Annotated in this window: 21 protein-coding genes; 9 read left to right on the top strand and 12 right to left on the bottom strand. The window is 57.3% G+C overall.

The window, feature by feature from the left end:
- Positions 1–334: 334 nt before the first annotated feature.
- The 7 genes from ACZ500_RS03890 to ACZ500_RS03860 form a co-directional block, all read right to left on the bottom strand.
- Entirely contained in the window at positions 335–1651 is a 1317-nt protein-coding gene (locus ACZ500_RS03890) for a glycine cleavage system protein H (protein WP_464231225.1), read from the bottom strand.
- A 573-nt stretch (positions 1652–2224) separates the two neighbouring features.
- Positions 2225–2617 (bottom strand): DUF5320 domain-containing protein, encoded by a 393-nt coding sequence (locus ACZ500_RS03885; RefSeq protein ID WP_464231224.1) that lies wholly within the window; start codon positions 2615–2617, stop codon positions 2225–2227.
- 89 nt (positions 2618–2706) lie between these two features.
- Positions 2707–2958 (bottom strand): DUF5320 domain-containing protein, encoded by a 252-nt coding sequence (locus tag ACZ500_RS03880; RefSeq protein ID WP_464231223.1) that lies wholly within the window; start codon positions 2956–2958, stop codon positions 2707–2709.
- Between the two features lie 481 nt (positions 2959–3439).
- Entirely contained in the window at positions 3440–3850 is a 411-nt protein-coding gene (locus ACZ500_RS03875; protein WP_464231222.1) for a pyridoxamine 5'-phosphate oxidase family protein, read from the bottom strand.
- Between the two features lie 161 nt (positions 3851–4011).
- Positions 4012–5028: a CNNM domain-containing protein gene (locus ACZ500_RS03870; protein ID WP_464231221.1), complete on the bottom strand. Its 1017-nt coding sequence runs from the start codon at positions 5026–5028 to the stop codon at positions 4012–4014.
- 18 nt (positions 5029–5046) lie between these two features.
- Positions 5047–7347 carry a xanthine dehydrogenase subunit XdhA gene (gene xdhA, locus ACZ500_RS03865; RefSeq protein ID WP_464231220.1) on the bottom strand — a complete coding sequence of 767 codons (2301 nt, stop codon included), beginning with the start codon at positions 7345–7347 and terminating at the stop codon, positions 5047–5049.
- A gap of 992 nt (positions 7348–8339) precedes the next feature.
- On the bottom strand, positions 8340–8522 hold the full coding sequence (locus tag ACZ500_RS03860; protein WP_464231219.1) for a hypothetical protein: 183 nt from the start codon (positions 8520–8522) through the stop codon (positions 8340–8342).
- 118 nt (positions 8523–8640) lie between these two features.
- Between ACZ500_RS03860 and ACZ500_RS03855 the strand changes: the two genes are divergently transcribed.
- From ACZ500_RS03855 to ACZ500_RS03820, 8 genes are all read left to right on the top strand, one after another.
- On the top strand, positions 8641–9210 hold the full coding sequence (locus ACZ500_RS03855; RefSeq protein ID WP_464231218.1) for a metal-dependent transcriptional regulator: 570 nt from the start codon (positions 8641–8643) through the stop codon (positions 9208–9210).
- A 148-nt stretch (positions 9211–9358) separates the two neighbouring features.
- A complete protein-coding gene (locus ACZ500_RS03850) occupies positions 9359–9652 on the top strand; it encodes a hypothetical protein (protein WP_464231217.1) in 294 nt (97 codons plus the stop codon).
- A 322-nt stretch (positions 9653–9974) separates the two neighbouring features.
- On the top strand, positions 9975–10199 hold the full coding sequence (locus tag ACZ500_RS03845) for a FeoA family protein (RefSeq protein ID WP_464232990.1): 225 nt from the start codon (positions 9975–9977) through the stop codon (positions 10197–10199).
- Positions 10196–12670: a ferrous iron transport protein B gene (feoB, locus tag ACZ500_RS03840; protein WP_464231216.1), complete on the top strand. Its 2475-nt coding sequence runs from the start codon at positions 10196–10198 to the stop codon at positions 12668–12670. The genes ACZ500_RS03845 and feoB overlap by 4 nt, the downstream gene beginning before the upstream one ends.
- 23 nt (positions 12671–12693) lie before the next feature.
- On the top strand, positions 12694–13017 hold the full coding sequence (locus tag ACZ500_RS03835; RefSeq protein WP_464231215.1) for a hypothetical protein: 324 nt from the start codon (positions 12694–12696) through the stop codon (positions 13015–13017).
- Between the two features lie 147 nt (positions 13018–13164).
- Positions 13165–13971, top strand: coding sequence for a DUF4198 domain-containing protein (locus ACZ500_RS03830; RefSeq protein ID WP_464231214.1), 807 nt, complete (start codon positions 13165–13167; stop codon positions 13969–13971).
- A gap of 186 nt (positions 13972–14157) precedes the next feature.
- Entirely contained in the window at positions 14158–15312 is a 1155-nt protein-coding gene (locus ACZ500_RS03825) for an LbtU family siderophore porin (RefSeq protein ID WP_464231213.1), read from the top strand.
- A 379-nt stretch (positions 15313–15691) separates the two neighbouring features.
- A protein-coding gene (locus ACZ500_RS03820) for an IS3 family transposase (RefSeq protein WP_464232989.1) occupies positions 15692–17145 on the top strand; the annotation gives its coding sequence in 2 pieces (ribosomal slippage) (positions 15692–16082 and positions 16082–17145; 1455 coding nt in all).
- A 238-nt stretch (positions 17146–17383) separates the two neighbouring features.
- On the opposite strand, the gene ACZ500_RS03815 is transcribed toward ACZ500_RS03820, so the two are convergent.
- The 3 genes from ACZ500_RS03815 to ACZ500_RS03805 all read right to left on the bottom strand — a co-directional run bounded on the left by ACZ500_RS03815 (position 17384) and on the right by ACZ500_RS03805 (position 19921).
- Entirely contained in the window at positions 17384–18502 is a 1119-nt protein-coding gene (locus tag ACZ500_RS03815) for a flavin monoamine oxidase family protein (protein ID WP_464231212.1), read from the bottom strand.
- A 151-nt stretch (positions 18503–18653) separates the two neighbouring features.
- On the bottom strand, positions 18654–19325 hold the full coding sequence (locus ACZ500_RS03810) for a transglutaminase-like domain-containing protein (protein WP_464231211.1): 672 nt from the start codon (positions 19323–19325) through the stop codon (positions 18654–18656).
- 47 nt (positions 19326–19372) lie between these two features.
- Positions 19373–19921 (bottom strand): DUF2284 domain-containing protein, encoded by a 549-nt coding sequence (locus ACZ500_RS03805; protein ID WP_464231210.1) that lies wholly within the window; start codon positions 19919–19921, stop codon positions 19373–19375.
- A 219-nt stretch (positions 19922–20140) separates the two neighbouring features.
- On the opposite strand from ACZ500_RS03805, the gene ACZ500_RS03800 reads away from it, so the two are divergent.
- On the top strand, positions 20141–21031 hold the full coding sequence (locus ACZ500_RS03800; protein ID WP_464231209.1) for a carbohydrate kinase family protein: 891 nt from the start codon (positions 20141–20143) through the stop codon (positions 21029–21031).
- Between the two features lie 354 nt (positions 21032–21385).
- Here ACZ500_RS03800 and bzdQ read toward each other — a convergent pair whose 3' ends face one another.
- Positions 21386–23227 (bottom strand): benzoyl-CoA reductase, bzd-type, subunit Q, encoded by a 1842-nt coding sequence (gene bzdQ, locus ACZ500_RS03795; RefSeq protein ID WP_464231208.1) that lies wholly within the window; start codon positions 23225–23227, stop codon positions 21386–21388.
- Between the two features lie 291 nt (positions 23228–23518).
- Positions 23519–24742, bottom strand: coding sequence for a 3-hydroxyacyl-CoA dehydrogenase (locus ACZ500_RS03790; protein WP_464231207.1), 1224 nt, complete (start codon positions 24740–24742; stop codon positions 23519–23521).
- Between the last annotated feature and the right edge of the window lie 127 nt (positions 24743–24869).

Genomic DNA, 24869 nt, shown 5'->3' with positions numbered 1-24869 from the left:
CTTCATTTTCTCGGATTCAAGGCTTTCTGCAACAGTTCCCGGCCGGTCCGCCGGGACTCTTATTCTTTTAAAGACTCATTTTGAGACTCATTATTTTCCTGTTTTCTTTTTCCAACGCTTTCTGCAGCACCCCCCCGGTGGGGGGATTGCTGCCCCCCGACGGAATCGTTTTCCCGGCGCTCAGACGCCGGTCGGGCGGCGTATGGAGGTCGTTCGGGCGGCGTCAGCGGTAAGCAGCCTAAGCCGAATACGAGAATGGCTCTGCACGCCGCCTTGTCCCGCCGGATCGCGGCGCGCACACGCCGAGCAGGATGAAACACCAGCGGCTGGTGCATCACCCGGCGTGCGCGCCCGGATCGGCGGTCCGCAGGAAGGTTCGCACCAAAGGATCCCAGCCGAGTTCGGGAAAGTGGCCGAAGATATCGGGAACCACCTCTCCGCCCGTGGCCGAGAGTTTTTCATAGCCCGGGCCCATCATCGCCACCAGTTCGCGGGCGTCGTGCTCCATCCAGAGGGCAGCCTCCGCGCCGGAATAGAGGCTCTGCGTCTCCTGCTTCAGGTGATAAGGCTCCATCTGGAAAAGCCAGCCGTCGCCGTAAGGATCCTCGGAGACGGTCGCGGGCACTTCGACCACCTTCGGATTCACAGCCAGGATCCGGCCCGTCAACGGGCAGAGGACCGGGGCTCGGTGATCGCCGCGGGTCAGCACCCAGCCGGCGCGGGTCCGCTCGAGATCCGAGCCCGGCGCCGGCAACTCCACCCCGTCGATCGGCCCGAGGAGCTTGCCGACGAAACCATCCACGCCGACACGCACGCAGCCGCCGTGGATGACGTGCACCCAAGTGTGGCCAAAGTGGTAGTAGTAGCCGTCGGCGACCGGGTATCCGGTGACGTTCCGGCAGGCAGGACGCTCGATCGGGCGCGGCTCGCAGGCCTTTTCACCAGCAATCGCGCGGTGCGTCGGGCAGGCGTGGCAGGCGTAGTTGGAGGCGCACAGCGGCGGGGCGTCCTTATGCCCGATCAAGGCATAGATGCAAGGCCGGATGACCGGCTCGATGGCGGCCAGGACAGCATCCTGCGCCTTCGGGGGCCCTTCCAGCATAGCCGCGCGCATACTCCGGTCGAACTCGCAATGGTAGCAGTCGTAGTCGTTGTCGCACAGGTGCATGCCAATGATCCCGGCCTTCATCCAAACACACTCATGGTTGGGAAACGGGAAGACAAGCGGCGGCCTCTCCGCCCTGCCCGTTCCCGGCCTCTGTTCGGTGCGTCGGGCAGCGATGGATTGCCGGAGCGGCTCGTAGCCGAACGCGAGTTCGACCGGGCAGCTGTCGCAGTCGTAGTCCCGCGGACAGGCCTCCGGTGCGCCGCTCTTCTGATTGAGGAAATACACGCAGGGTTTCCGATGCCCGAGATACCGGGTGCGCATGGCGGCTGCCCAGCCGAGCGGCCGGGTTTGGCCCCTGCGCGGGTTCTGGGCGTCCATGGCGGCGCGCATGGCCCTGTCGAACGGGCAGTTGAAGCAGTCGTAGCCGCGGTCGCAGCTGCGGAAGTTGACGACCCCTGCCTTCATCCAGACACACTGGTCAGCCAGCACCTTGAACCCTGGAAGATCTCCGCCTTCTCTGTGGTTTGACATATTCTCGTTCATCGATCAGCCTCCTTCGGGAAGGTTTTCTTCAGGGCAGGAGCGCCTCTGACCGCCGGCAGTCCAACGCGTTCACGCTCCACTCCTGTCTTCGAGCCCTGTGTTCATACCCCTGGCTCTCTTGCCTTTTAGGACATGCAAGGAAAAGGCCAGATACAGCAAATCTAAAGCAAAATATTGATATCGTTTATATTTTTATTCGAATTAATCCGCGGCGAGCGCCGCGGTCGCACTGAAAATGTAGCATATAACTACACTCAGTCGCACTTTTCAGGGGAAAAACGGACCAGACGCTAGTAGGGCAAGTCATGTAGAGTTGTGATTATTTTAGCTACAACCGGTGTAGCCATTTTTTGGTATGGGCGTTAAATCGAAGCAGGAAGGCGATCAGACTCGGAAAATCTCAGGGATCGGGGAGGAAGGCGCGTCCATCGAAGCGAAAAGAGGAAACCTTTCGCTCAAAAAGCATAGCATCTCCTCTCAGTGAAGCCTTTCGTCGTGAGAGTGGAATTGCCGCGGATTCCCGGCAAGGGTTCAACGCGCCAGGCGGGAATCCGCGGGGAAAGGGGTTATGGATCAGGGTTGCGATTCTTCCTTTCCCAGTTCTTCCATGCGCCTGGTAATGGCATCCAGTTCGGCCTTGACCATGCGCGCCTGCTCCTTCAGCATGACCACCTCATCCTGGCTGCTCATCGGGTAAGGGGCGCCGTACGGAGGGGCATAGCGGCCGTAGGCTGGCGGAGCGTACCCGCCGCCGTAAACTCCAGCAGTCCGGCCGTAGCCGCGGCCGTAGCCACGCCCCCAGCCGGCACCCGCCCCCGCGCGATAGCCCCCGCCCCGGCCGAAGCCGTAACCGGCGCCATAGCCCGGACCATAGCCGTAACCCGCCGCAGCAGAATTACAGTAACCACGTCCACCGCCCGTCATGGGGCCTTCGCCCCTCGGGCCTGTTCCATCGAATCCCGGCATAATCAATGCCTCCTTTCTTGAAGATCAATCGTGATGCACCGTAGAGAAGATCTCTGGATGTTCGGGCGGAGGGTCTCACCCTGCGGCGCTCACCACCCCAGCCGGCGGAAGCCACGGCGTCTGCCAAAGCCACGACCGAACCCGAAGGCACCGCCGAACCATCCTCCGCGGGCCGCGGGCACAAGGGCCGGAAACGCCCCGTAGCCGTATCCGCCCGCGCCATACCCGGGTGGAAAACCACCATAAGGTCTGTTGACCCGAGCTGCGGGGTTGCAGTATCCGCGACCCCATCCCGTCATCGGCCCCATTCCTGCGGGACCCGTTCCATCAAAAGCCGGCATACCGTCCACCTCCTTTCATGTCATGCTGCGTCCGCCATCAGGAAAAAGGCCTTGAATCGCAGGGCGGAACAACGCTTCCTGAGCCGTTCGGGCGCCAACATCGCGCAGCGCCAACCCAGGGCCGCCCTCCTATCCTTATACTGAGCCACGGAGCACGTTTCCCCGTGCGGACATTTTATGAGCTTACGCTCATAACATATATCCTCTATCTCTTTTGTCAATGATTTTTTTGGTCAGAGGCTCATAATTGGAAAGCAGTCGGCCATGCGAGCGGCGCTCCGCCGCTCGCATGGCCGATCGGGTGCAGACGGAGCGAATGGGAGGGGCGGGCTGTAAACACCGCCTATAAGCGGGGATGTTGAAGGCTTTCAGGAGGTGCGGTGTCGCAGCCGTCCGTCGGGCGGTGCGGCTGCGACGCCCTTTTATCGAGAAATGATGGGCCTGCCCGCAAGAACCGGTTCACAGGCCTCCCTGAATCGACCTAGGCGATCTTCTTGCCGGCGTCCGGTCCGGGGGACACCGAAAAGATCTCGGTGATCTTCATCACCACCGCCCCCTTGGACTTGAGGGGAAGGCCCAGCTTCTTTCCCTCCTCCTCGGTCCAGGCCTGGGTGTCCTTGAAGATCGGGCCGTCGGTCAGGATGGTGGCGGAGCCTTTGAACTGGTAGCCGGCGAAGCCCTCCCAAATAGAGATGGCGCAGAGCGGGTTCTCCTTGATATTGTTGAATGTTTTCGTCATGAAGACAGCCGAGGCGAGGATCGTCTCGTCATCCAGAAGCTTCATGAAGTTGATCGGCACCACGTTGGGGACCCCTTTCCTGTCCGCGGTCGCCAACTGCTTGAGCCCTACGCGGTTGAACATCTCCTGCATTTCCTTCGTCATTTTTGCCATGATTGTCGCTCCTTTCTCTTCCATTTCTTGCGGTTTGAGGTTCCGTTTCCCCGAGGAAACGGCCATTGTTTCCACCCTGTGGAAATCTCCATGGGGGGAGTGCTCTGCGGGAGGCTGCAGGCAGCCCGCCCCGCCCTCTGTCGAACGGCATAACGCCTTACTCAGGCCGTGCCGCGCTTCTTGACCAGCGTGCGCTTGTCGGTCACCTGATCCGACTCATCGACAATCTCGCTTCCGAGGATCTCTTCGAGGACGTCCTCGAGGCTCACGACCCCGGAAACCCCGCCGTATTCGTCCAGCACGACGAACAGATGCTGACGCAGCTGAAGGAACTCCGTCAAGACCTTGTTCAGCGGCGCCGTTTCGATGACGAAATGCACCGGGTGCATCAGGTCCTCGAGGCGCGCGTCCTTCCGGTCGGCGGCGAAGGCCATGAAAAGCTCCTTGGTGAGGACAACCCCTACGATGTCTTCGGAACCCTGATCGTAGACCGGAAACCGGCTGTGCTCCCAGCGCTTCTCCTGCCGGCAGATTTCTTCCACCGTCAAATGTGCGCACAGCGAAAACACGACCGTGCGGGGCGTCATGACGTTTTTCACCTGTTTGTCGTGCAGGGTCAGGATCCGCTCGATGGTCGCCTCCTGGTACCCTTTGATCGCGCCGCCCTGCCGACTCAGCCGAGCCAGGATCCGGATCTCGTCGGCGGTTACGATATCGGCGGCCTTCCCTCTGGAAACCCAGCGGGTCAGAAGCCCGCTCATCCAGATAAACGGCGCCATGACAATCACCATCGATCGGATGATGTACCCGCAAACGGCGCCGATCGACCTTCCATAAACCACGCCGATCGTCTTTGGCAGGATCTCCGAAAGGGCCAGGACGAGGATGGTGAAGACCGCCGAAAACCACCCGAGGTGATCCTGCCCGAAGACGGCGGCTACCGCGGAACCCGCGAAGGCCGCCCCTGCCGTGTGCGCGATGGTGTTGACCGAAAGGATGGCCGCAATGGGCGCGTCCGGTTCGGCCCGAAGGCCCCGGAACACCCGCCAGTGCCGGCTGCCGGCCTGGACCTTGGCCTCGATAAAGCGTCGGGGGACCGAAAGGAGGACCGCTTCGAAGACCGAGCAACCGCCTGAGACGACCAATACGAAAAAAATGATCCATACAAGTTCAAACATCCGATCTCGTCTCTCCTTTCATCTCACCGCGCCGCCAACCGCCGACCCTTGCGCCCTGAAGGCGGCGAAGAGGCGTTCGGGGGTCATGGGCAGCGTGTCGATCTTGAGCCCGGTCGCATGGAGGATCGCGTTCCGGACCGCCGGCGCAACCGAGACGATCGGCGGTTCCCCGAGGGCCTTGTTCCCGTAGGGCGCCGTCGGCTCGTCCGTTTGAACGAAGACCGCGCCGACAGGCGGGGCGTCGACGGCGGTCGGGATCTTGTAATCCTCGAGGTTCGGGTTCAGGGTACGGCCGGTCTTTCGGTCGAAAAGGAGCTGTTCGTACAGGGCGTAGCCAAGGCCCATCTGGACGCCGCCCTGCACCTGCCCTTCGGCCATCAGCGGGTTGACGATCCGTCCCGAGTCGTGGACGTTGTATAGTTCCAGGATGCCCACCTTGCCGGTTTCCGTGTCCACCTCGACCTCGACGAATGTGCAGCCGAACGCGAGCGCATTGGTCTTCACGTTGCAGCTCACATCGGCGGCAATGGGCGAGGCCGTGGCCAGGTTGTAGTAGCTGTCCAGGGCAACCTCCGAGACCGGCACCAGCCGGGCGCCGCTCCGACGCCGCTCGACCACCCATCCATCGACGATGTCCAGTTCGGAGGCGGCAGCGCCCGTCAGGGCCTGCGCGCGGTCGAGGATCGCGGCCTTCACGGCCTCCGCCGCCCTTTTTACGGCCATCCCCGAGACGTAGGTCTGACGCGATGCGTAGGCGCCCGGATCGTAGGGCGTCCTCTCGGTATCCTGCTCCCAGGGGATGTGCACCGTCTCGATGGGGATGCCGAGGACGTCCGCGGCGATCTGGGAAAGCGCCGTGTCGCTCCCCTGCCCGATCTCGGCAGCTCCGATCTGGAGGTCGACGGAGCCGTCCTGCTTCAGGACGATCCGCGCGCCGCCAAGCTCCAGTCCGGCGGGGTAGATCCCCGTACCGTAGCAGAAGCAGGCCATCCCGACCCCGCGCCGCCTCGGACCGGTGCTCCGGCCGGCGCGGCGCTTCGCATCCCATGCGATCAGCCCCTTCCCTTTGCGGATGCACTCGAGAAGGCCGCGCGTGTGCATCGTGACTTCGGTGGGCGGATCGACGAAGCCCTCCGTGTAAAGATTCCTTTCGCGAAGGGCCACCGGATCCATGCCCAGTGCGAGCGCGATGTCATCCATGTGGGATTCGACCGCAAAAATGACCTGCGGGGCACCGTAGCCGCGCATCGCCCCGGCGGCCGGTGTGTTGGTGTAAAGCGTTGCGGCCTCGAAGCGCACCGCCTCGGCGGCATACATCTGGCGAAAGAGGGTGCCGCTTTTGGAGACGATGGCATGCCCATGGGAGGCATAGCCCCCGTTCATGGATCCTGCCTCGAGGACGCGGGCGGTCAGGGTCCCGTCGGCCTTCCCCCCGGTCTCGAGCGTAAGCTCCATGGCATGGCGCACGCGGGTGCCGACGAAGGTCTCCTCGCGCGGGAGCACGAGTTTGACGGGTCGGCCGCCGACAACCGTCGACAGGAAGGCCGCCAGGGGCTCCACAACCGCGTCCTGTTTGCCACCGAAACCACCGCCGACAAAGGGCCTTACCACCCGAACCCCGCCCCAGGGAATGCCCAGCGCCTGACCGACGATCCGGCGACAGATATGCGGGATCTGCGTCGAGGAGTAAACCACGATGCAGCCCTGCGGGTCGACGGCGGCCACCGCGCCGTGATTCTCCAGCGCGCAGGGGTGGACGACCTGGGTCACGAACCTGCCCTTGACGACCCAATCGGCCCCCTTCAGGGCTGCGTCGACATCGCCGATTCCGTAACCGCTCTCCTGGAGAAGATTCCCGGTCCCTTCGTGGACCTCAGCTGCCCCCGGCTGCCGGGCCGCCGCCAGATCCAGGACCGGCGGCCACTCCTCGTATTCCACGTCGATCTCGTCGAGCGCCCGTTCGGCCGTCGCTTCATCGACCGCCACGACGGCCGCGATCTCGTCCCCGTAAAACCGGATGCGCTGCGTCAGGAGGCGCCTGTCGGCGATATCGCGCCGCGCCGGGTCCAAGCTGAAAGGATGGCCCGCCGTCGGGAAGGTGTGCCGGGGGACATCTCGGTAGGTGACAATAGCCCGGACGCCCGGAATTGCAGCCGCAAGGCCGGCATCGATCCGCCGCACCCACCCGTTGGCGATGCGGCTCCGCAACACCCGAGCATACAGCATCCCCGCCAGCAGGATATCATCCACATATCTTGCCCGGCCTGTCACCTTCGCCCGGGCGTCCACCCGCTCGACGCTCACCCCCACAAAAGCCATTCACCGCTCTCCCGTCCTGTTTACTTCGATAAGCCGCATCGCTCCAACGGAATCAATGGTACCACCCCACCGCATGAAAAAAAAGAGGACAACCCATAACCTTTTCCGAACTCTTTCACATCTTCTCCACAATTTGCACCTAAAATAAATCAATAGGGTCGGACCAAGCTACCGACTTGATATTACAAGCGATTACCCTTAAAAAGTACCGTATTTGGCGCTTAGACCGATCATTTCGGGCCAAGAAAGAGGCCTGTAAGATTTCAAGGTGCTGGAAAATGGAAATCAGTCTGAAAATCTGTTTGGTCTGAACGTTCTAAAAAACGGTAGAACCTTAAACGCTTCATTTGGCGAGCTAAATGATCAATCTAAGTTTAAAAAACGGCATTTTCTTGGTTTCTTATTACATGATATCAATATCTTATCTTGGTCCGACCCCTAAGAGCTAAGAGTAGGAGAACGATATGAAGAGGTTTATTCTGATGTTTTTGATGCTGCCCCTGAGTTCCATCTCATGCGCCGCTTCAATCGGGCACCATGGTGCTCACGTGGACATCGTGCCACCACTCCCTGTGACGGTCGTATTGTCAGGCCCGTACTTTTTCGCTGGTCTGTATTATCCATACTACTATTATTATCATGAAAACTGCTATTATTACTATCATCACAACCGATGGTACTATTCAAGATATAAACATCCAAAACGTGAGCATTGGAAGGCGCTTCCAAATCATTACTATCCACGTCAAGTCAAATATGTCCACCATGAACACAGGCATTATTATACGAAAGATTATCATGATTCACATCGGGACAAGCACGAAAGAAAACATGAAAATAGTTATAAAAAAGACCGCAGAGATCACAATAGACACTACAAGGATAAAAACAGCAGGGAGAAAGACAATTTCGAAAACCACAAACATGTGAATAGGGATAGTAAACATAGCGACAAACATAGGAATACGAATAAATATACGAATGAAAATCGGTCAAACCATAGAGGTAATCCCAATACCAACACCAGCAATCGAAAAGAACAGGGAATCTACAAATCCGACAACAAAAACCCTCAGCAGGACAGAAACCGGCACTACAATTCCGCTCGAACCGATGCCTTGATCCAGCAAAGCGGCAGAAAACGATAGAGCGACGCGAGCAATCTGAACAGCCATCAAAGGGAAGAGGAGGCAGTCCGGAGGCAGTCAGCGTAATAAAGGCTTGACAAAGCTGGCCGGTATCGTTTATTAGTGGGGTAAATGATAGTTATGGGAATCTAACAACGAGGCCGATATGATAGAAGCCCAGACCAGAGAAAACGCGGCGGACAAGCCTTTGACTTCCGTCATGGAAGATTATCTGGAGGCGATTTTCGACCTTAGCCAGGACAAGAAGGTCATCCGCGTAAAGGACATCGCCAGGCGGATGGACGTCAAAATGCCCACAGTCACAAGCATGCTGAAGACATTGAACGAGCGGGGCATGGTCCACTACGAGAAATACGAGTATATTGAGTTGACCCGGGAGGGATTCGAGGTCGGAAGCGAGATGCGGCGAAGGCATGAGCTTCTGCGGGAGTTTTTGACCGAGATTCTGCGGGTCGAACCGGCCACCGCCGATGAGGACGCCTGCAAAATGGAACATGCCCTCAGCCCCGCAACCCTCGACAGTCTGACCGATTTCATCGAGTTCATCCGCACATGCCCGCGGACGGGTGAGAGCTGGCTGAACTACTTCGAGGAATACCGTCTGCACGGCCGCAGACCGGAAAAATGCCAGGCCCGCAGCACCTCGTTTTCCTGTGAGTTCAAGCATCAGATCGACCCTGCCGAGGTCGGACGCGGCACCGACGATGCCGAATGATGACGGGGCGGGGATTCAAACCACTTCTGTGAAAGAGACTCGCTCCGAACAGAACATATAGACCGTCTAGTGAAAATCATTCGCGCGACGGCCATTTTTTTGGGCCTATTATTAGCAATCTAAAACATCACAATGGAACTCTAAGAAGATGGAGACAGATCCTAAAGACCTGGTTGTCGCGCTCAGTACAAGTGTCAAAGAACTCCAGCAGGGCCTCGATCTGCATTGCTGCCTGGTCACTTCGCTGCTGGAAGGAAAGCTGGATGAGCGGCATTTCCAATCACTCGTGGACCGGTGCCCCAAACGATCGCGGGAACGCCGACTCGAAAAAGCCCTCCGGGAGGCCATCGATGTCCTGGAGGAAAGCAGAAAGTCTTTCAAGTCGAAGGCACTGGAGGTGCTGCGAAAGCGGCTGACGGAGGCGCTGATCGATCCCGATTAGCAGCCACCGTCTGTGACAGGTTTAAGCGCATCAATCGGGCCGGCAGCCAGTTCGCACGGGATCTATTCTAAATGCCCCGAGCGACGAAACACTCACCCGGTGAATTTTCCCCAAAAAAAGTGCTTGACAAAGAGACGCAGAAAGATAAAGTAGAGTTCATATATATAGTTTTGTAGCCCTAACTTTAGAAAAGATGTCTTACGGCCTTCGGTCTAGCTTATTGGGCGCGAAGGAAGTGAAGGCGCGGCTCGAGACGCATCATGCGTATCGGACTGCGCCTTTTGTTTTTCTGGATTCAGGAGAAGGAGGAACCACCATCATGATGACGCTCGATGAGATAAGGCCGGGGGGCGAATGCCGCATCAGAAAGCTGGCGGCCGGGAACAAGTTGGGGCAAAGGCTTTTGGACATGGGGGTCTATCCCGGGCTGCGGGTCAAAGTGATCCGCAACACCCCCCTGGAAGACCCCATGGAAGTGGAACTGGGCGGGTATTTCATCAGCCTCCGTCACGAGGAGGCCCGATCCATCGAGGTGGAACAGTCGTGAGAACGCCCGGGAAACGCCTCGTTGTGCTCGCCGGACAACCGAACTGCGGCAAGTCCACCCTCTTCAATGCACTGACCGGCGCGAGCCAGCATGTCGCCAATTATCCTGGTGTCACCGTAGACAAGATGTCCGGCTGGTACAGGCACAACGGTGCCCGGGTAGAGGTAGTGGACCTGCCCGGCACCTACAGCCTGACGTCCTTTTCTCCAGAGGAGCGAATATCGCGGGATTTTATCCTCCATGAAAGGCCGGCGGTCGTGGTCAACGTCATGGATGCCACCAACCTGAAGCGATGCCTCTATCTCACCTTCCAGCTGATAGAGATGAATATTCCACTCGTCCTGAATCTTAACATGATGGATATCGCCGAAAAGCGCGGGGTTGAGATCGATGCCGCGCGCCTCGCCGGGAGGCTCGGGGTCCGCGTCGTCCCCACATCCATGAAATCCGGCCGGGGAAAAGCCGCGCTGATCGATGCGATCGCCGCCGTTTCAGAGAAGACCGAATCACAAAGAGGGGCGCGCATCGACTATGGCGAGATGGAGCCCAGCCTGCGTGAAATCCGGGAAAGTCTCGCCTCGGAAACCTCTCTAGGGAAAGAATACCCCCTCCGATGGCTGGCGATCAAGCTCATGGAAGGCGACAGCGAAGTCCAACGCCTGATCGAGAAAAATCATCCGGCGCCGACGGCCTTTCTGGAATCCGTAGCGCAGAAGCGGGCAGATTTCACCGCACGCTCCGACGAAATGCCAGAAATACATATTGCCAACCGGCGCTATCAGACGGCCGAGGACATCGCCGGAACATCCATCAAAATGCGGTCTACAACCACCCGCCCCCTATCCGACAGCATCGACCGGTTCTTGTGCCACAAACTTCTGGGGCCAGTGATCCTCGTCGGTGTTATCTGGCTTCTCTACTACCTGTCGATCGTCCAGGGATACCGCCTGACGGGCTTGACCTGGCCGCTCCTGGCAAAGCTCCGGGATCTGGCCGAGGCCGTCACGCCGGCGGCAGGCTTCATCGAGATCCCGTTGGTGCAGTCCTTTACTCTCTGGTTCGTGGATAGCATCAACGCTCTCCTGAACTACATCCCCATCTTTTTCATCCTCTTCGGCCTGATCGCCATTCTGGAGGACAGCGGATACATGCCCCGCATGGCCTTTATCATGGACCGGCTGTTCAGCCGCTTCGGTCTCCATGGCCAGTCCACTCTGCCCATGGTCCTAGGTGGCATCTACGTGGGCGGCTGCGCCGTGCCGGGCGTCATGGCCTGCAAGGGGATTCCCGACGAGCGCTCCCGTTTCGCAACCATCCTGATCATCCCGCTCCTCAACTGCCTCGCAAAGGTGCCGCTCTACGTGTTGCTGATCAACCTCTACTTCGCAGCCCACGCCGCCTGGGCCATGTTCTTCATCTCGACGATCAGCCTCCTGCTGGTGCTGCCCATCGCAAAGATACTGACGCTGACCGTCCTGAGGAACAAGGAAACGGTGCCTTTCGTGATGGAGATGCCGCCCTATCACCTGCCCACACTTCGCGCCGTTCTGGGGCGCGCGGTGGAGCGGGTCTGGCTGTTTCTTCGGAAAATCGGCACGATCGTCGCGGCCGTCGCCGTGGTCCTGTTCGTGCTCCTGCAATTTCCCGGGCTGAACGCGGAGAGAATGGAGCACTACCGAGACCAAAAGGCAGGCGCTCTGGAGGCCTTCTTCATGGAGGTTAGCGGCACACCCTACGCCAAAGGCCTGAGCGACGAAAATAGCGTCATGGATCTCCTCTTTTATTGGGAAGCTTACAAGAACGCGCGGATGAAGGCTTCCGGCAAAGCGGCGATGGAAACCCTCGACAAGGAATTCACGCTCCAAAACCCTGTGTATTTCCTGATTGTGCAGCCGGGAGGAGACAGGTTTGCTCGGCAGGTGAACCGGGCGTTCAAGAAACTTTATCAGACGCGCAAAGGGCTTTTGCAGGCCATGCGCAGAGAACGGATAGACAACAGCCTTCTAGGCCAACTGGGGAAGTGGCTGGAACCCGTCACACGCGCCGCCGGTTTCAACTGGCGTGTCAACGTCGCGCTCCTGAGTGCGCTTGCGGCCAAGGAGAGCAGCGTCGCCACCCTGGGCGCACTCTATGAGCAAGAAGAGAGCGGCGAGACCCTCGAGCGGCGAATGGCGAGAGAGGAAGGAGATCTGACCTCCCTCCACGCGCTCGCCTTGATGCTCTTCATGGTGCTCTATCCGCCCTGCCTTGCCGCCAGCATCGCCGTCAAGGTCCAAGCCGGCGGCGTCAAATGGATGTTGTTTTCCATGATCTATCCGATAGCGCTCGCGCTGGGGGTCGCCACCCTGGTTTATTCAGGAGGGAAGGCCCTCGGACTTTCGGGTTTTCAGGCCATGTTCGCGTTTTACGGGCTGGCCTTGGCTCTTACGGTCGTTATGGGTCTTTTCAAAAACCAAACCGAATTCACTTAAGGAAAGAAAGGAGGATCGTTTTTATGGCGGCACGAAAAATCATCATCATCATCATGGCAATCCTTGGACTGGGGATCTCTATGGGGAGCAGGGTATCTGCGCACACGGCGCTCTGCTCCTGCTACGACAACGGGGACGGCTCCATTACCTGCGAGGGGGGCTTTTCCGACGGCTCGACCGCCCGCGGCGTCGAGATCCGGGTGGTCGGCAAAGACGGGAAACTGCTCATCGGGGGCAAGATGGACGATTTCAGCGAGTTCACCTTCGACAAACCGACCGTCCCTTACACCATCGAATTCGATGCCGGACCGGGGCATATTGTCACCATCGATGGAGAAAAAATCTGAAGATCCTATTCGAGGAAGAATTTTCCGACCGGTCCCGCCGCCCGGGGAAGTCTTTCCATATCGAAACCGTCGAGAGTTCAAAAGGAATATGAGGAGTAAAGGGATTCTTTTCAAATCAAACGCATTCACAGGAAAGGAAAAATTCAAATGAAGAAACGGAACCTATTGATCGCTTTAACCGGCTGGATATGCATTGCGTTCGCTGCGCCTGCAGCGGCCCATTTCCAGATGATCTATACCCCTGAATCGGCCCTCGAGGAAGCGACCGCCGTTAATCTCAAGCTGGTCTTTACCCACCCCTTCGAGGCGGGACACACCATGGACATGGGCAAACCCGAGCAATTCTTTACAGTCCGCAAGGGCAAGAAACAAGACCTGCTCCATCAGCTCAAACCGATCACCTGGAAAAGCCTTACAAACAGCGGTAAGGCATACGAGGCCACGTGTGAACTGCGGGGCATGGGAGACCACGTCTTCTGTCTGATTCCATCACCTTACCTTGAAGAAAAGGAAGATTGCTACATTCAGCAGATCACCAAACTCATCGTCAACACGAGCGGGTTCCCGACAGACTGGGATGCAGATATCGGTCTTGCAGCGGAGATCGTTCCGCTCGACAAGCCCTATGCGCTGTGGACTGGGAACGTTTTCAGGGGCGTCGTCAAGGGAGACGGCAAACCCGTGCCGTATGCACAAATCGAGGTTGAGTATCTGAATCATAAACCGCAAATGGACCAAAACGCCTTTGCGCAGCAGGCTGAGGTCAAGGCGCCCCAGGATGCCTTTGTGACCATGACGATCAAGGCCGACGCCAATGGCCTGTTTACCTTCGGAATCCCGAGGGAGGGGTGGTGGGGGTTTTGCGCCCTGGGCGTCGGCCCCGCGAAAACCTTGAACAGCAAGGAGCTTTCCCAAGACGCCGTTATCTGGGTGCAGGCCAGAGATATGCAATGACGGTAGAACACCGTCCGAATGCGAATGTGATGCCGGACATCTTATCCGGCATTCCATACCAACGATAAATCCCATCACAACCAGCTTACAGGGAGGAAAGAGTTGAAAAAAGTATTGTTGACAATGGGTTTCATGCTCGTGTTGTTATGCTGCACTTTAGCGGCGATTCCGTCATCCGCGGCGGAATTGTCCAATGAGGAACTGATGCAGGAACTGGAGGCCATGAAGAAAAGGGTGCAACAACTCGAAGAACAACTTCAGCCCACCGCCGCAGCAGATGTAAAACAACAGGAGACTGGTCGGGCAGCCCCCGCTGAAAGCGAAGGTCTGCCGGAGAGAATTCGCAGAATCGAGGAACAGCTGAAAGAAAAGACGCTTCCAGGCAAATGGGCGGAAAGGGTTACCTTGAGCGGGTTGATCGAGGCCGAGGCCGGTTATGGAAAGGTGAATTACTCGGATCCGGCCGTGGCCGATGAAGATGTGAGCGACATTATCCTTTCAACCGTAGAATTGGGTATCGATGTAGATATCGCGAAGCATGTCAGCGGACACGTCCTTTTTCTCTGGGAAGAAGATGCAACGGAACCGGTGGATATGGACGAGGGCTATATCACCCTTGATGGAGAGGATGTGGTGCCCCTCTATCTCAAAGCAGGAAAAATGTACGTACCCTTTGGATACTATGAAACCCATTTCATCAGCGACCCCTTGACGCTCGAGATCGGCGAAACGAGGGAAAGTGCTGTCAGCGCTGGATTTACCAATGATCTCTTTGAATTGTCCGTAGCCGTGTTCAATGGAGATGTGGATAAGATCGGCGATGACAATCACGTCGACACGTTTGTCGGGAGCGTTGCCTACACCCTTCCCGAAGAGATCATTCCCGATTTTGGGCTGGTCGCCGGCGCTGCCTACATCAGCAACATCGCGGACAGCGATGGGCTCGAAGGCGAGACATCGGGGCAAATCGAAGATTATGTCGGCGGTCTGGGGGCTTTCGTGAGTCTCGCATTTCGGGAGAGGATCTTCCTCGAATGCGAATACTTGGGCGCTCTGGAACATTTTGAGGCGGGAGAACTGAGCTTCGACGGGGGCCTTGCCGCAAAACCGCAGGCATGGAATATCGAGTTCGCTCTGGTCCCCATCGCCGACGTGACCGTGGCCGTCAAGTACGAAGGGAGCAAAGACCTGGCGGCGTTCCAGCCCGAAAAGCAATACGGCGCGGCTATCACCTACAACCTCTTCGCCAACACGGCGCTCTCTCTCGAATACCTGCGCGGCGAGTTCGATAACGGCGACCGAAGAGATCTCCTCACCACCCAGCTCGCCATCGCATTCTAAGGGGTCGGACCAAGCTAATTGGCTGATATTACGAATTAATGCCCTAAAAAAACGCTTTATTTGAAGCTTAGAATGGCCATTTCGGCCCAAAAAAGAGACCAGTAAGTTTAAAAATTCCCAGGTGTCCCAAACGGGTCCGAACGAACCAACTTCCAGCCGGGGATGAATATTTTTTAGCGGGCTTCGGCTGCTCAGTGCCAAGGGCGGTGCTGAGCAGCCGAAGCTTTGAAAAAAATCCTCAACTCCGGATTCCCTCTGTGTCAATGTGGGTGAGACACGCCCCCCTTGAAAATTTAGTGTAGGGCGGGTAAGGTTTTAAGCCATGAAGAAGCTAACGCAAATTGCATTGAAAAGGTCCAGGGTTGAGGAAATGGGCCCTGTGGGTGACCCGGTCGCCCTAGGGGCGACCGGGTCACCCACAGGGCTTGAAGCGGTCGAGCCTCCAGACCCCGAGGTTGTCGCGAGAAAACGGCGCCGCAATTTTACTGCCAAATACAAGCTGCGTATGCTTGCAGAGGTCGACAAGTGCTCTGAACCCGGAGAAGTGGCCTCCCTGCTTCGCCGTGAAGGGCTTTACTCTTCGAATCTGACCTGTTGGCGGCGCCAGCGGGAAGAGGGGATGCTGCACGCACTTCAACCGAAGAAACGCGGCCGCAAAGAGATCGAGAAAAATCCGTTGGCACCACGCGTTGCGCAGCTCGAAAAGGAGAATCGGAAACTCAAAGAGAAGCTGCACAAAGCTGAAACCATCATCGAAGTTCAAAAAAAAATTTCAGAGATCCTGGGGATCCCTCAAGACCAGGACAAGGGCAGCGGAAGGATCTCATGATTGTGGCACAGAATCTCCATCGGACAGTGGGGATAAAATCCGCCTGCAGCGCATTGAGCGTTTCTCGTGCCACTTTTTACCGTCACACCTCGAACAACGACACTCCCATGGAAAAGATCTGCTCGCCTGCTCCGCCTTTGGCCTTGATGCCCGCAGAAAAGCAGGCCGTGATCGACGTGTTGCATTCGGAGCGTTTTCAGGACATGGCACCACATCAGATCTATACCAATCTTCTTGATGATGGGCAATACTTGTGCTCTGTAAGCACCATGTACCGATTCATCAGGGAAATACACGGTGATGTCAAAGAGCGTCGTCGTCAGGTGCAACGACCACATTACGAAAAACCTGAATTACTGGCTACAGGTCCGAATCAGGTCTACTCCTGGGATATTACTAAACTCAAAACATCGCAAAAATGGACTTATCTTTACCTGTATGTCATCATAGATATTTTCAGCCGCTATGTCGTTGGTTGGTTGGTAGCCCCCCATGAAAGTAGTGAATTGGCCAAACACCTGATCGAGGAAACCTGCATCAAACAGAACATCGAACCTGGAACACTGACGCTGCACGCTGATCGCGGCTCCAGCATGAAATCTAAGGCCGTCGCTCAACTTCTGGCTGATTTGGGCGTTACCAAGACCCACAGCCGGCCGTACGTCAGCAACGATAACCCCTATTCAGAATCCCAGTTCAAGACACTGAAATACTGCCCGCAATTTCCAGGCACATTCGGTTCTATCGAGGATGCCACGGCGTTTTGCCGGTTCTTCTTTAACTGGTACAACAAGCACCACCATCATTCCGGGATCGCCATGATGACACCGCAAAGCCTTCACTACGGCCATGCCCAGACCATTCAGAAACAACGCCAAGAAGTCCTCTTTGAGGCCTTCCAGCGTTTTCCCAAAAGGTTCAAGGGCATCGTACCACAACCTACCCCCTTACCCGATGCCGTATGGATCAACAAACCGTCGGCGAGCGATGCGGGGGTACAGTAATTTATCGCATGGCGTGTCTCATTTTCATTGACACATTCCGTTGGGAACTTCTTCATGCTGGACATTCATCTCCGAACGAAGCTCCGCAGCAATGGATCTTGCAAACATCACGTCTTAGCCTGAACATGACCATTTTCCGATGGGAACTGGCTTGCTCGGGCCTGCCTAAACACCCAAGAATCTTAAACGCGTCTTTTTTAGGCCAAAATGATCCCTCTAAGCTTAGAATTCGGCTCTTTTAACGCTCAATATCTTTTAATATCATTATATTACCTTGGTCCGACCCGCCGAAAACTGCACGTTCGGCGGTGGCCAAGGCGCCTTCGAGGTAACCCCCATGTTCGGGGGCGGTTTCCGTACCCGCGAAGTGGATGGTGCCGCCCCAGACAGCGGTTCGGCCCACCGGTGGATGATAAACAGGGTGTTCGGTCATCGGGGGCTGATCATATGGTGTAGCAGTAAAACGTTCACGGGCCCAATCACGGTAGAAAAAGGCGGCTGGCTCCAAAGCAGCCATGCCGTACAAGGAAGCAAGCTGGACTAAAATGGCCTCGATCAGGACATCCTGCCGGGTCCGCTGTACGGCCGGGATGCCGACAAACCCGGTCAGGCCGTAAGGTCCGCACCCGTCGTTGGACGCGTCGTGGATCTCGCCCAGCGGCCCGCGCTCGCTGAAGGCCTCACCCGAAAGGCCGGCCTCGCGCCAGAAAGGCTTTTCGTAAAGAGCGCAGAATTTCGCCTGACCCGCCATCCATGTGCCCACTTTCAGCATGGCCTGAGACAGCTCATGGGAAAGCTCCGGTTCGAATAGAATGGTAGCCGCAGCGAGCCGTGGCGGCAGGGCAAGAATCACCTTACCGGCCTCGAGCTGCACCCTCGGCTCCTGATCCAGATCGCCGACGCTTACCACAGCACCATTCTGCGTTTTCTCGATGCGACAGACGGGGTGATTCAGGCGGATGGCAACTTCTGGAATCCGCTCGCAGAGTTTCCGGATCAGAGCCATCATGCCCCCCACAAGGCGGAAGGAAGGCGGCTCCATGGCATAGCCTCTGACGGTCTGAACTATGCCGTTGAAGCGCTCGAAACGACCCAAGCCACGATCATACTGGGGGTAGCCCTCAAGGCCCAGGTCTTGGATGAGATACGCCATTCTGGGATGGATTTCAGGCCAATACCATGAAGGCCCCAGATCGGAGAAAAACCCCTCATGTTCAGGGCTAAGGATCCTGCCGCCAACCCGCGGACGAGCTTCAAGGATTACAAAAGACTCTTGCATCCCGGCAAGGAGGCTCGCGGCGTAAATTCCGCTCAGGCCTCCACCGACGATGATGGTGTCAACAGTTTCCGTATGCATCGGACCCACATGATTCATGTTTCAAGCAGTCCAGGGACATCGTTACCGGCACATCCAGCGCTCACGACCACAGGGAAACACAGCGCCGCCTGCCGCGTTAGAGGCGTACGCATCCGTCTCACCCTCCGGTCGACGTTCGAAACAGCCTCATCTATGGTGCCGAGGATCTGGTTAACCACGGACGCTTGTCGTTTCCGACCAACTGCGAGGTTTTCTCGACGATCCAGTCAAACGGGAGATCGGCGTATGGGGGGAACTTCTCGATGTACTCGATCCATGCCTCGCCTTTGAGATTTACGCTGGAAAGTGTGGCATGGTTTTTTCCGTCGAATTCAACCAATGGCAGGTCGTTCTTCTCTGACAGAGATTTGTCGAAGGTCGGGGCAAGGTCGATCCAGCGACCGTTTAACAAGAATTGCGTATAACCATGTCGAGGCAGCACATTGCTTTTCGTCAGTTCCAATATATGCTGAGGCATAAGGTGATTTTTGATCTTCGCGAACGCCAGCCGCGACGGAATGCCGGCAGCTCTTCCCATCGCCGCGAGAAGCACAGCCTTCTGGACGCAATAGCCCTTTTTCCACGCAAGGATGCGAGAAGCCTTGAAATCCTCCAAGAAAACAGATATCATGTAGGGGCTGTAGCGGATTTCGTCCCTCACGAAATAAAAGAGCCGAATGGCCTTTTCGGTAGCGTCTTTACAGTTGGATATCAGATCTTTCGTCGTTCGTTGAACATCCGGGTGGTCGAAATCAAGGGCGATTGTAGGCCTTAAGAGTGCCGCAAAATCATCGGCAAGCTCATTTGGTTCGCTCTTATCCATCAGCGTTTTCCCCTTTTCCTTGTGCAGTTTCTCCACTATTCGATATCTCAATCGACCAGCATCAAGCAATAAAGATTCTGTGTTTCCGCCTTTTCCCTCAAAGGTTTAATGAAAAACCCGTTGTTCCGAGCGGTTTGGTAGACGTCGATCCCGCACGCCTCCATGGCCGGTCTTGCACGATCCCGGAAACGGCAGGGCGCTCCTTTCAGCTTCTCACATGCCTCGCACAGGTGGCACGGGCCCTCGAGCAAAACAAGTGTCTGATAATAACCATCCTTGAACATTTCACCTTCCAACGTCACCAATTCATCCAGGTACCTCCGCGTCGTTTTGATCCTGCTTTGCCCCGCTTCATGCGCAGCTTCTCTGTGAAACAGGATCACTCGCCTGTACTGATCGAGGACCGTACGCATCTGGTCATGGGTCGGCGTATCCGGAGGACATGAGTACCGCATTCCGTAGCCAGGACACCCAAACTGGCATTTCATCCTCACCCAGGGGGCGGTTACGACGCTGCCGGGATGAATCACCTTTGCATCGGTCGCTCCGGCACTTATGGCTTTCCTGCAATAGGGTCTAAGATCGTCGTCATCCACGGGCTTGTCCTCCTGCGGAAAAGGAATGGGGTCTCACGTTGGACCGGACATGAGCGACTCTATCCTCTTAACCCGAAAATGGCAAGACCGGACCCGAACAGGTCGCGGCAATTAATCCTTCAGTCATGGTCCCTTTTCTGATAAAAATCCTGGAGTATCCGCTTTTCACCTTAATTTCTGTTCTATTATCCGGGCTCTTATCCGGGAAAGGATCTGCAAATGGACGGTTATGATATCGCATTTGTGGGCCACGTCTCATACGACGAGATCGTTCCCTTCGAAGGTCAAGTCCGCTTTGCCACCGGCGGCTCAGCCTTCTTCAGCGCCATCGCGGCAGCCCCGGCCGGGAAACGCATCGCCCTGATCACCAAGATGCACGAAGCCGACCGACATCTTCTCGACCCTGTGAAAAAGGCCGGAATCGACATCTTCCGCATTCCAGCACCACAGACCACGGCGATGCGGGTCGTCCACCCGACGCCGAACGTCGATGAGCGGGAGATGATCCAACCGCGCAGCGCCGGCTTCATCGCCGTCGACGAAATGCCCGCGATCGAAACGCACTGGATGCACTTTGCCGGATTGACCGATCAGGATTTCGCTTTCGACCTGCTTGAGCATGCTCGCGAGAGAGGTTGCGGTGTGTCGGTCGATATGCAGAGCTTTGTGCGCCAAGTCGATCCGGTAACGCGGAGGATTTCCTTCAAGGATGCGCCCAGGAAAATGGACATCCTGAGCCTGGTCGAAAGGCTCAAGGTCGACATGGTTGAAGCGCAACTGCTGACCGGAACGGACGATCCCGAAGAGGCCGGGGCCCGATTCGAAGAGTGGGGATGCGCCGAAACCGTTATCACCCGCTCCGAGGGTGTCCTGGTGCGCCATCGCGGCAAAAGCTACTTCGAAGGGTTTTCAAACCGTAACACGACCGGGCGCACCGGGCGCGGAGACACGGTCTTCGGCGCCTACCTTTCCCGGAGGCTGGACCACGACGTAGCCGAATCCCTCAAGTTCGCAGCAGCCCTGACATCCATCAAAATGGAGCGCCCGGGGCCCTTCATGGGCACTTTGGAAGAGGTCACAGCAAGGATCAAAGGGGTCGGACCAAGCTAAACATTTGAATAGACTTGATTAAACTATCGAATCAGACCCTTTTATTTGCTTAAACGCGCTATTTGAACCAGAAAAAACCCAATCTAAGCGATAAGGAATCGGCTCGCCAAATAGCGAGAAAGACGTTTAATCCCAGATTATTAGATCGTTTATTTAATGTATAAATTTCAGTAACGGGCCATGGGGATAAGGATCAGGCCGTGAGATCAAAGTTGCCATAAGCGGGGTAGAGCCCACGCCAGATTGGTTGGAAAATTTATCCGGCAAGTAAGTCTATGTCTCGAAAAGTGCAAATTGCTTAAACCGAGCATTTCGACTTTAAAAACCCACTTCTAAGGCCGAAAAATGCGCTTCTTAGACATGATAAGAATGCGATTTCAAACAGATAGATTGGTCCGACCCCTCTGGGAGATTGGTCCGACCCCTCTGGGCGAAGAGTGCGGCGCCTACTGCACCGGCGATCTGGGTGTCCCAAGTGGTTTGCATCCGCTCGAGGCCGATCATCGGCATCAGACGGTCCATAACGCCCCTGTTCTTGGCCATGCCGCCGGTGACCGCAAAGCCCGGCGCTATGCCCACACGTTCGAGCAGGGAATAGATCCGCTCGGCCATCGCGCGGCAGTATGCCGCCAACACCTCGTTGATCGTCCAACCTTTGCGCAACAAGCTGATGGCTTCCGATTTGGCATACACAACACAAGTATTGGAGACGGCTTTCGGTTCCTTTTCCACCTGGAACGAACGGTCCCCTACTTCGGCGATCGGCACCCCGAGGAGGTCGGCAATGACCTCCATCCCCCGCCCTGTACCGGCAGCGCATTTGTCGTTCATGAGGAAGTTCGTGACTTTTCCCTTTTCATCGCACCTGATAGCCTTTATGTCCTGACCACCGACATCCAAAACGGTCCGCACCTCGGGCCCGTAAATGAAGTTGGCGCCACGGGCGTGGCAGGCGATCTCGGTGAGGGTACGATCCACAAAAGACATGCTGACACGGCCGTACCCCGTGCCGACGGTATAATCTATCCGGCCTTCCGGCATATCCCCGACAGCCTCCAGGGCTAACCTCAACGCCTTGGCGCCGCTGTCGGGGCTGTTGGAACCCGTCCGTGTGTTGCTGTATGCCAGGATGGTCTCATCCGCCATGATCACGGCCTGCGAACTCACCGAGCCTACGTCGACGCCAACGGTAATGTACCGGGCCTTTTTCCAGTCAACGTCCGGATTCCTCCAGGTAGATTCCGTCCATCTCCAAAATTCCTGCTTCTTTTCCTCGGAAACCTCCGTTTCCTTACGGGAACCACAGCCATCGACTATGCTCCGGACTTCTTCGGACGCCGCCAAGGCGGCACTTACACCGGCTCCATGCTCGGATTGGGGCGGGATCTTCTCCCTCATGGAGCCACAGCCATCCACTCTTCCCCTTTCTTCTTCGTAGACAGCCAGAGCAACACCCACAGCGGCGCCATACTCGGGTTCGGGCGGGATCAGGATCTTGTCGATCTCCAACTCGCGCACCATAGCATCGACGAAACCCGGGTTGCGCCCCAGACCGCCGAGCAACACGATGTCCTCGTTGACACCCACCCGCCGAATCATGGAAACGACCCGGCTCGCCACGGCATCGTGGATGGCCCTGCTGATATCGGCTTTGGCGGCTTTCGCGTGGATGAGCCCGACCACCTCGGACTCTGCAAAAATCGCGCACTGCGCACTCATGGAGATCTTCTTCTCCGATTTCCTGCAAAGGGCCCCCATCTCCTCGGCCGTCACTTCCAGCGCCCGCGCCATGGCATCGATAAAGGAGCCGGCCCCTGCAGCGCACTTTTCGTTGATTGCGAAGTCTAAGACATTTCCGTTTTCATCGATCTTGGCTACCCTGCCTGCCTCGGCCCCCACATCCGCAACGGTCCTGGCACTCGGGAAAAAGTAGTTCGCCGCTTTGGCCATGGCCTTGATGTCATTGATTTTTTTCTCGGCCATTTCAACAACGTCCTTCCCCGAACCGGTCGCGCCGATTCGCTCGACGTCCCTTCCTGCGATGCCGGCAGCCTTGACGGCCGTCTCGAACGCTTCTCGAACCGCTTTGCCCTGGTCGAATCCCGTCGGCACCTGGGCCTTGGCAAGGATCTTACCATCATCCAGAATCACCGTTTTCGTATTCTTGGCGCCGCAATCGATTCCTGCAGTAATCATGAGCAAATTCTCCCCAACCGTCCTTCCTCACATTCGCGCCGCTGCCCGTAGCGCCGCGGGTACACCGTTCAAGTTAAAACTGAATTACGAGGCTGCCTGGTTTCCATCCGGAAATGAGAATTTCCTTCACCAGATTCTACCGCTCGGCCTTCACTTCGGAGGCAAGGCCACATAGGCGTCCTCCGGAATTTTGAAGACTACACGCCGCCCGAGGCCATCCTTCGTCCCCCCGGCACATCCACCCCTACCCGCTTCCTGCAGGGGATGATCCGCGGTCTCCCGGTCTGCCTGTCAGTAGACCCCGACAAGCCCCCTGCCCGATGACAGACCTTTGTAACCCGCGAGCACGTGGATCCGGATGACTGGCGCGGGCCAGAACCTGGGACCCAGAGCCTCCGACAGGCGCAGCAGTTCATCCGTGACGACCTCCAGCCCGATCTGATCCGCCCACGCCAAGGGGCCTTTGGGAAACCCAGCCCCCAGGGTCATGGCCAAGTCGATATCCCCGGACGTCGCGAGCCCCTCGTCAAGGCAGCGGATCCCTTCGGCGAGTATGGCCGAGCGCAGACGGGTCCTGACCAGGTCGAGGTCCTTGGCGTCCAGGCTGCGCGAGGCGGGCGCAAGATCGGAGGTCATTTCCGGGGGCGTCTGCGTGTGATCGTAGAAGCCCTTGCCTGACTTGGCCCCATAACGCTGCCTCGAGCGAATCTCCTCGAAGAGCGGGGGCAGCTCGAACCGCTTGCCGTAGTACATCTCGAGCGTCCGATTGGACGCGTGGATCACGTCCCAGCCCACCATGTCCCCAAGGGTCGCGGGCCCCATCGGCAGCCCGATCTCCCTTGCGCACGCATCCAGTTCCCGGATGCCCGCCACGTCCTGAAGCAGCCACATGGCCTCGTTCATGAAGGCCCCCAGGATCCGGTTGACGAGGAACCCCGGGCACTCCTTGATCCGGACGACCTTCTTGCCCGCCGAGGACAAGAAGGCGCTGATCAGCTCCACGACCTCCGGGGAGGTATCCATCCCGGGGACCAATTCGACGAGCGGCATGACATGGGGAGGGTTGAAAAAATGCGTTCCCAGGAACCGGCCCGGCACCGAGAGGGCTGCCGCTATCGCAGAAATGGGGATGGCGCTCGTATTGCTGCAGATCACCGCCTCTGGGCCGACATGCTTTTCAAGCCGTGAGAGCAGCCCCTGCTTGAGCGCAAGGTCCTCGCTCACAGCCTCGATGACCACATCCATCCCTTCGAGCCGGTCCAGCCCGCTCCCGGCCTGAAAGTTTTCACGCCATGCAGCAGCCTGCTCTTCGCTCAGCCTCCCCTTCCCGATCTCGGTTCGCCAGCTCTTCTCGAGCCTCGCCCGGCCCTTTTGTGCAAGGCTCTCGTCGGCTTCGACCAACACCACTCTGAAGCCCTTCCCCAGGAAGTGACGCACCAGGCCGCCTCCCATGATCCCACCACCGATAATGCCAATTTTCTCGATCACTTTCAGCTCCCGCTTTTCGATACGCATGATTCAGGCCGAAGCCTGTCCAAATCCTCAGGACAGAAAACAACCCTGAAGAGCCGTTGCATCGTCCTGGCGCTCTCACCGCAGCCAACCACCTCACGACCTCGTGCGACCTTATCCCCGAAAGCAC

The sequence above is a fragment of the Desulfatiglans parachlorophenolica genome, assembly GCF_055394735.1.
This window is presented reverse-complemented; position numbering and strand designations above follow the sequence as displayed.

Excerpts from the sequence above, each read along its gene's own strand:
- ACZ500_RS03890 (WP_464231225.1), bottom strand. The coding sequence starts at position 1,651 with ATGAACGAGAATATGTCAAACCACAGAGAAGGCGGAGATCTTCCAGGG.
- ACZ500_RS03885 (WP_464231224.1), bottom strand. The coding sequence starts at position 2,617 with ATGCCGGGATTCGATGGAACAGGCCCGAGGGGCGAAGGCCCCATGACG.
- ACZ500_RS03880 (WP_464231223.1), bottom strand. The coding sequence starts at position 2,958 with ATGCCGGCTTTTGATGGAACGGGTCCCGCAGGAATGGGGCCGATGACG.
- ACZ500_RS03875 (WP_464231222.1), bottom strand. The coding sequence starts at position 3,850 with ATGGCAAAAATGACGAAGGAAATGCAGGAGATGTTCAACCGCGTAGGG.
- ACZ500_RS03870 (WP_464231221.1), bottom strand. The coding sequence starts at position 5,028 with ATGTTTGAACTTGTATGGATCATTTTTTTCGTATTGGTCGTCTCAGGC.
- xdhA (WP_464231220.1), bottom strand. The coding sequence starts at position 7,347 with ATGGCTTTTGTGGGGGTGAGCGTCGAGCGGGTGGACGCCCGGGCGAAG.
- ACZ500_RS03860 (WP_464231219.1), bottom strand. The coding sequence starts at position 8,522 with ATGGCTGTTCAGATTGCTCGCGTCGCTCTATCGTTTTCTGCCGCTTTG.
- ACZ500_RS03855 (WP_464231218.1), top strand. The coding sequence starts at position 8,641 with ATGATAGAAGCCCAGACCAGAGAAAACGCGGCGGACAAGCCTTTGACT.
- ACZ500_RS03850 (WP_464231217.1), top strand. The coding sequence starts at position 9,359 with ATGGAGACAGATCCTAAAGACCTGGTTGTCGCGCTCAGTACAAGTGTC.
- ACZ500_RS03845 (WP_464232990.1), top strand. The coding sequence starts at position 9,975 with ATGACGCTCGATGAGATAAGGCCGGGGGGCGAATGCCGCATCAGAAAG.
- ACZ500_RS03835 (WP_464231215.1), top strand. The coding sequence starts at position 12,694 with ATGGCGGCACGAAAAATCATCATCATCATCATGGCAATCCTTGGACTG.
- ACZ500_RS03830 (WP_464231214.1), top strand. The coding sequence starts at position 13,165 with ATGAAGAAACGGAACCTATTGATCGCTTTAACCGGCTGGATATGCATT.
- ACZ500_RS03815 (WP_464231212.1), bottom strand. The coding sequence starts at position 18,502 with ATGCATACGGAAACTGTTGACACCATCATCGTCGGTGGAGGCCTGAGC.
- ACZ500_RS03810 (WP_464231211.1), bottom strand. The coding sequence starts at position 19,325 with ATGGATAAGAGCGAACCAAATGAGCTTGCCGATGATTTTGCGGCACTC.
- ACZ500_RS03800 (WP_464231209.1), top strand. The coding sequence starts at position 20,141 with ATGGACGGTTATGATATCGCATTTGTGGGCCACGTCTCATACGACGAG.
- bzdQ (WP_464231208.1), bottom strand. The coding sequence starts at position 23,227 with ATGATTACTGCAGGAATCGATTGCGGCGCCAAGAATACGAAAACGGTG.
- ACZ500_RS03790 (WP_464231207.1), bottom strand. The coding sequence starts at position 24,742 with ATGCGTATCGAAAAGCGGGAGCTGAAAGTGATCGAGAAAATTGGCATT.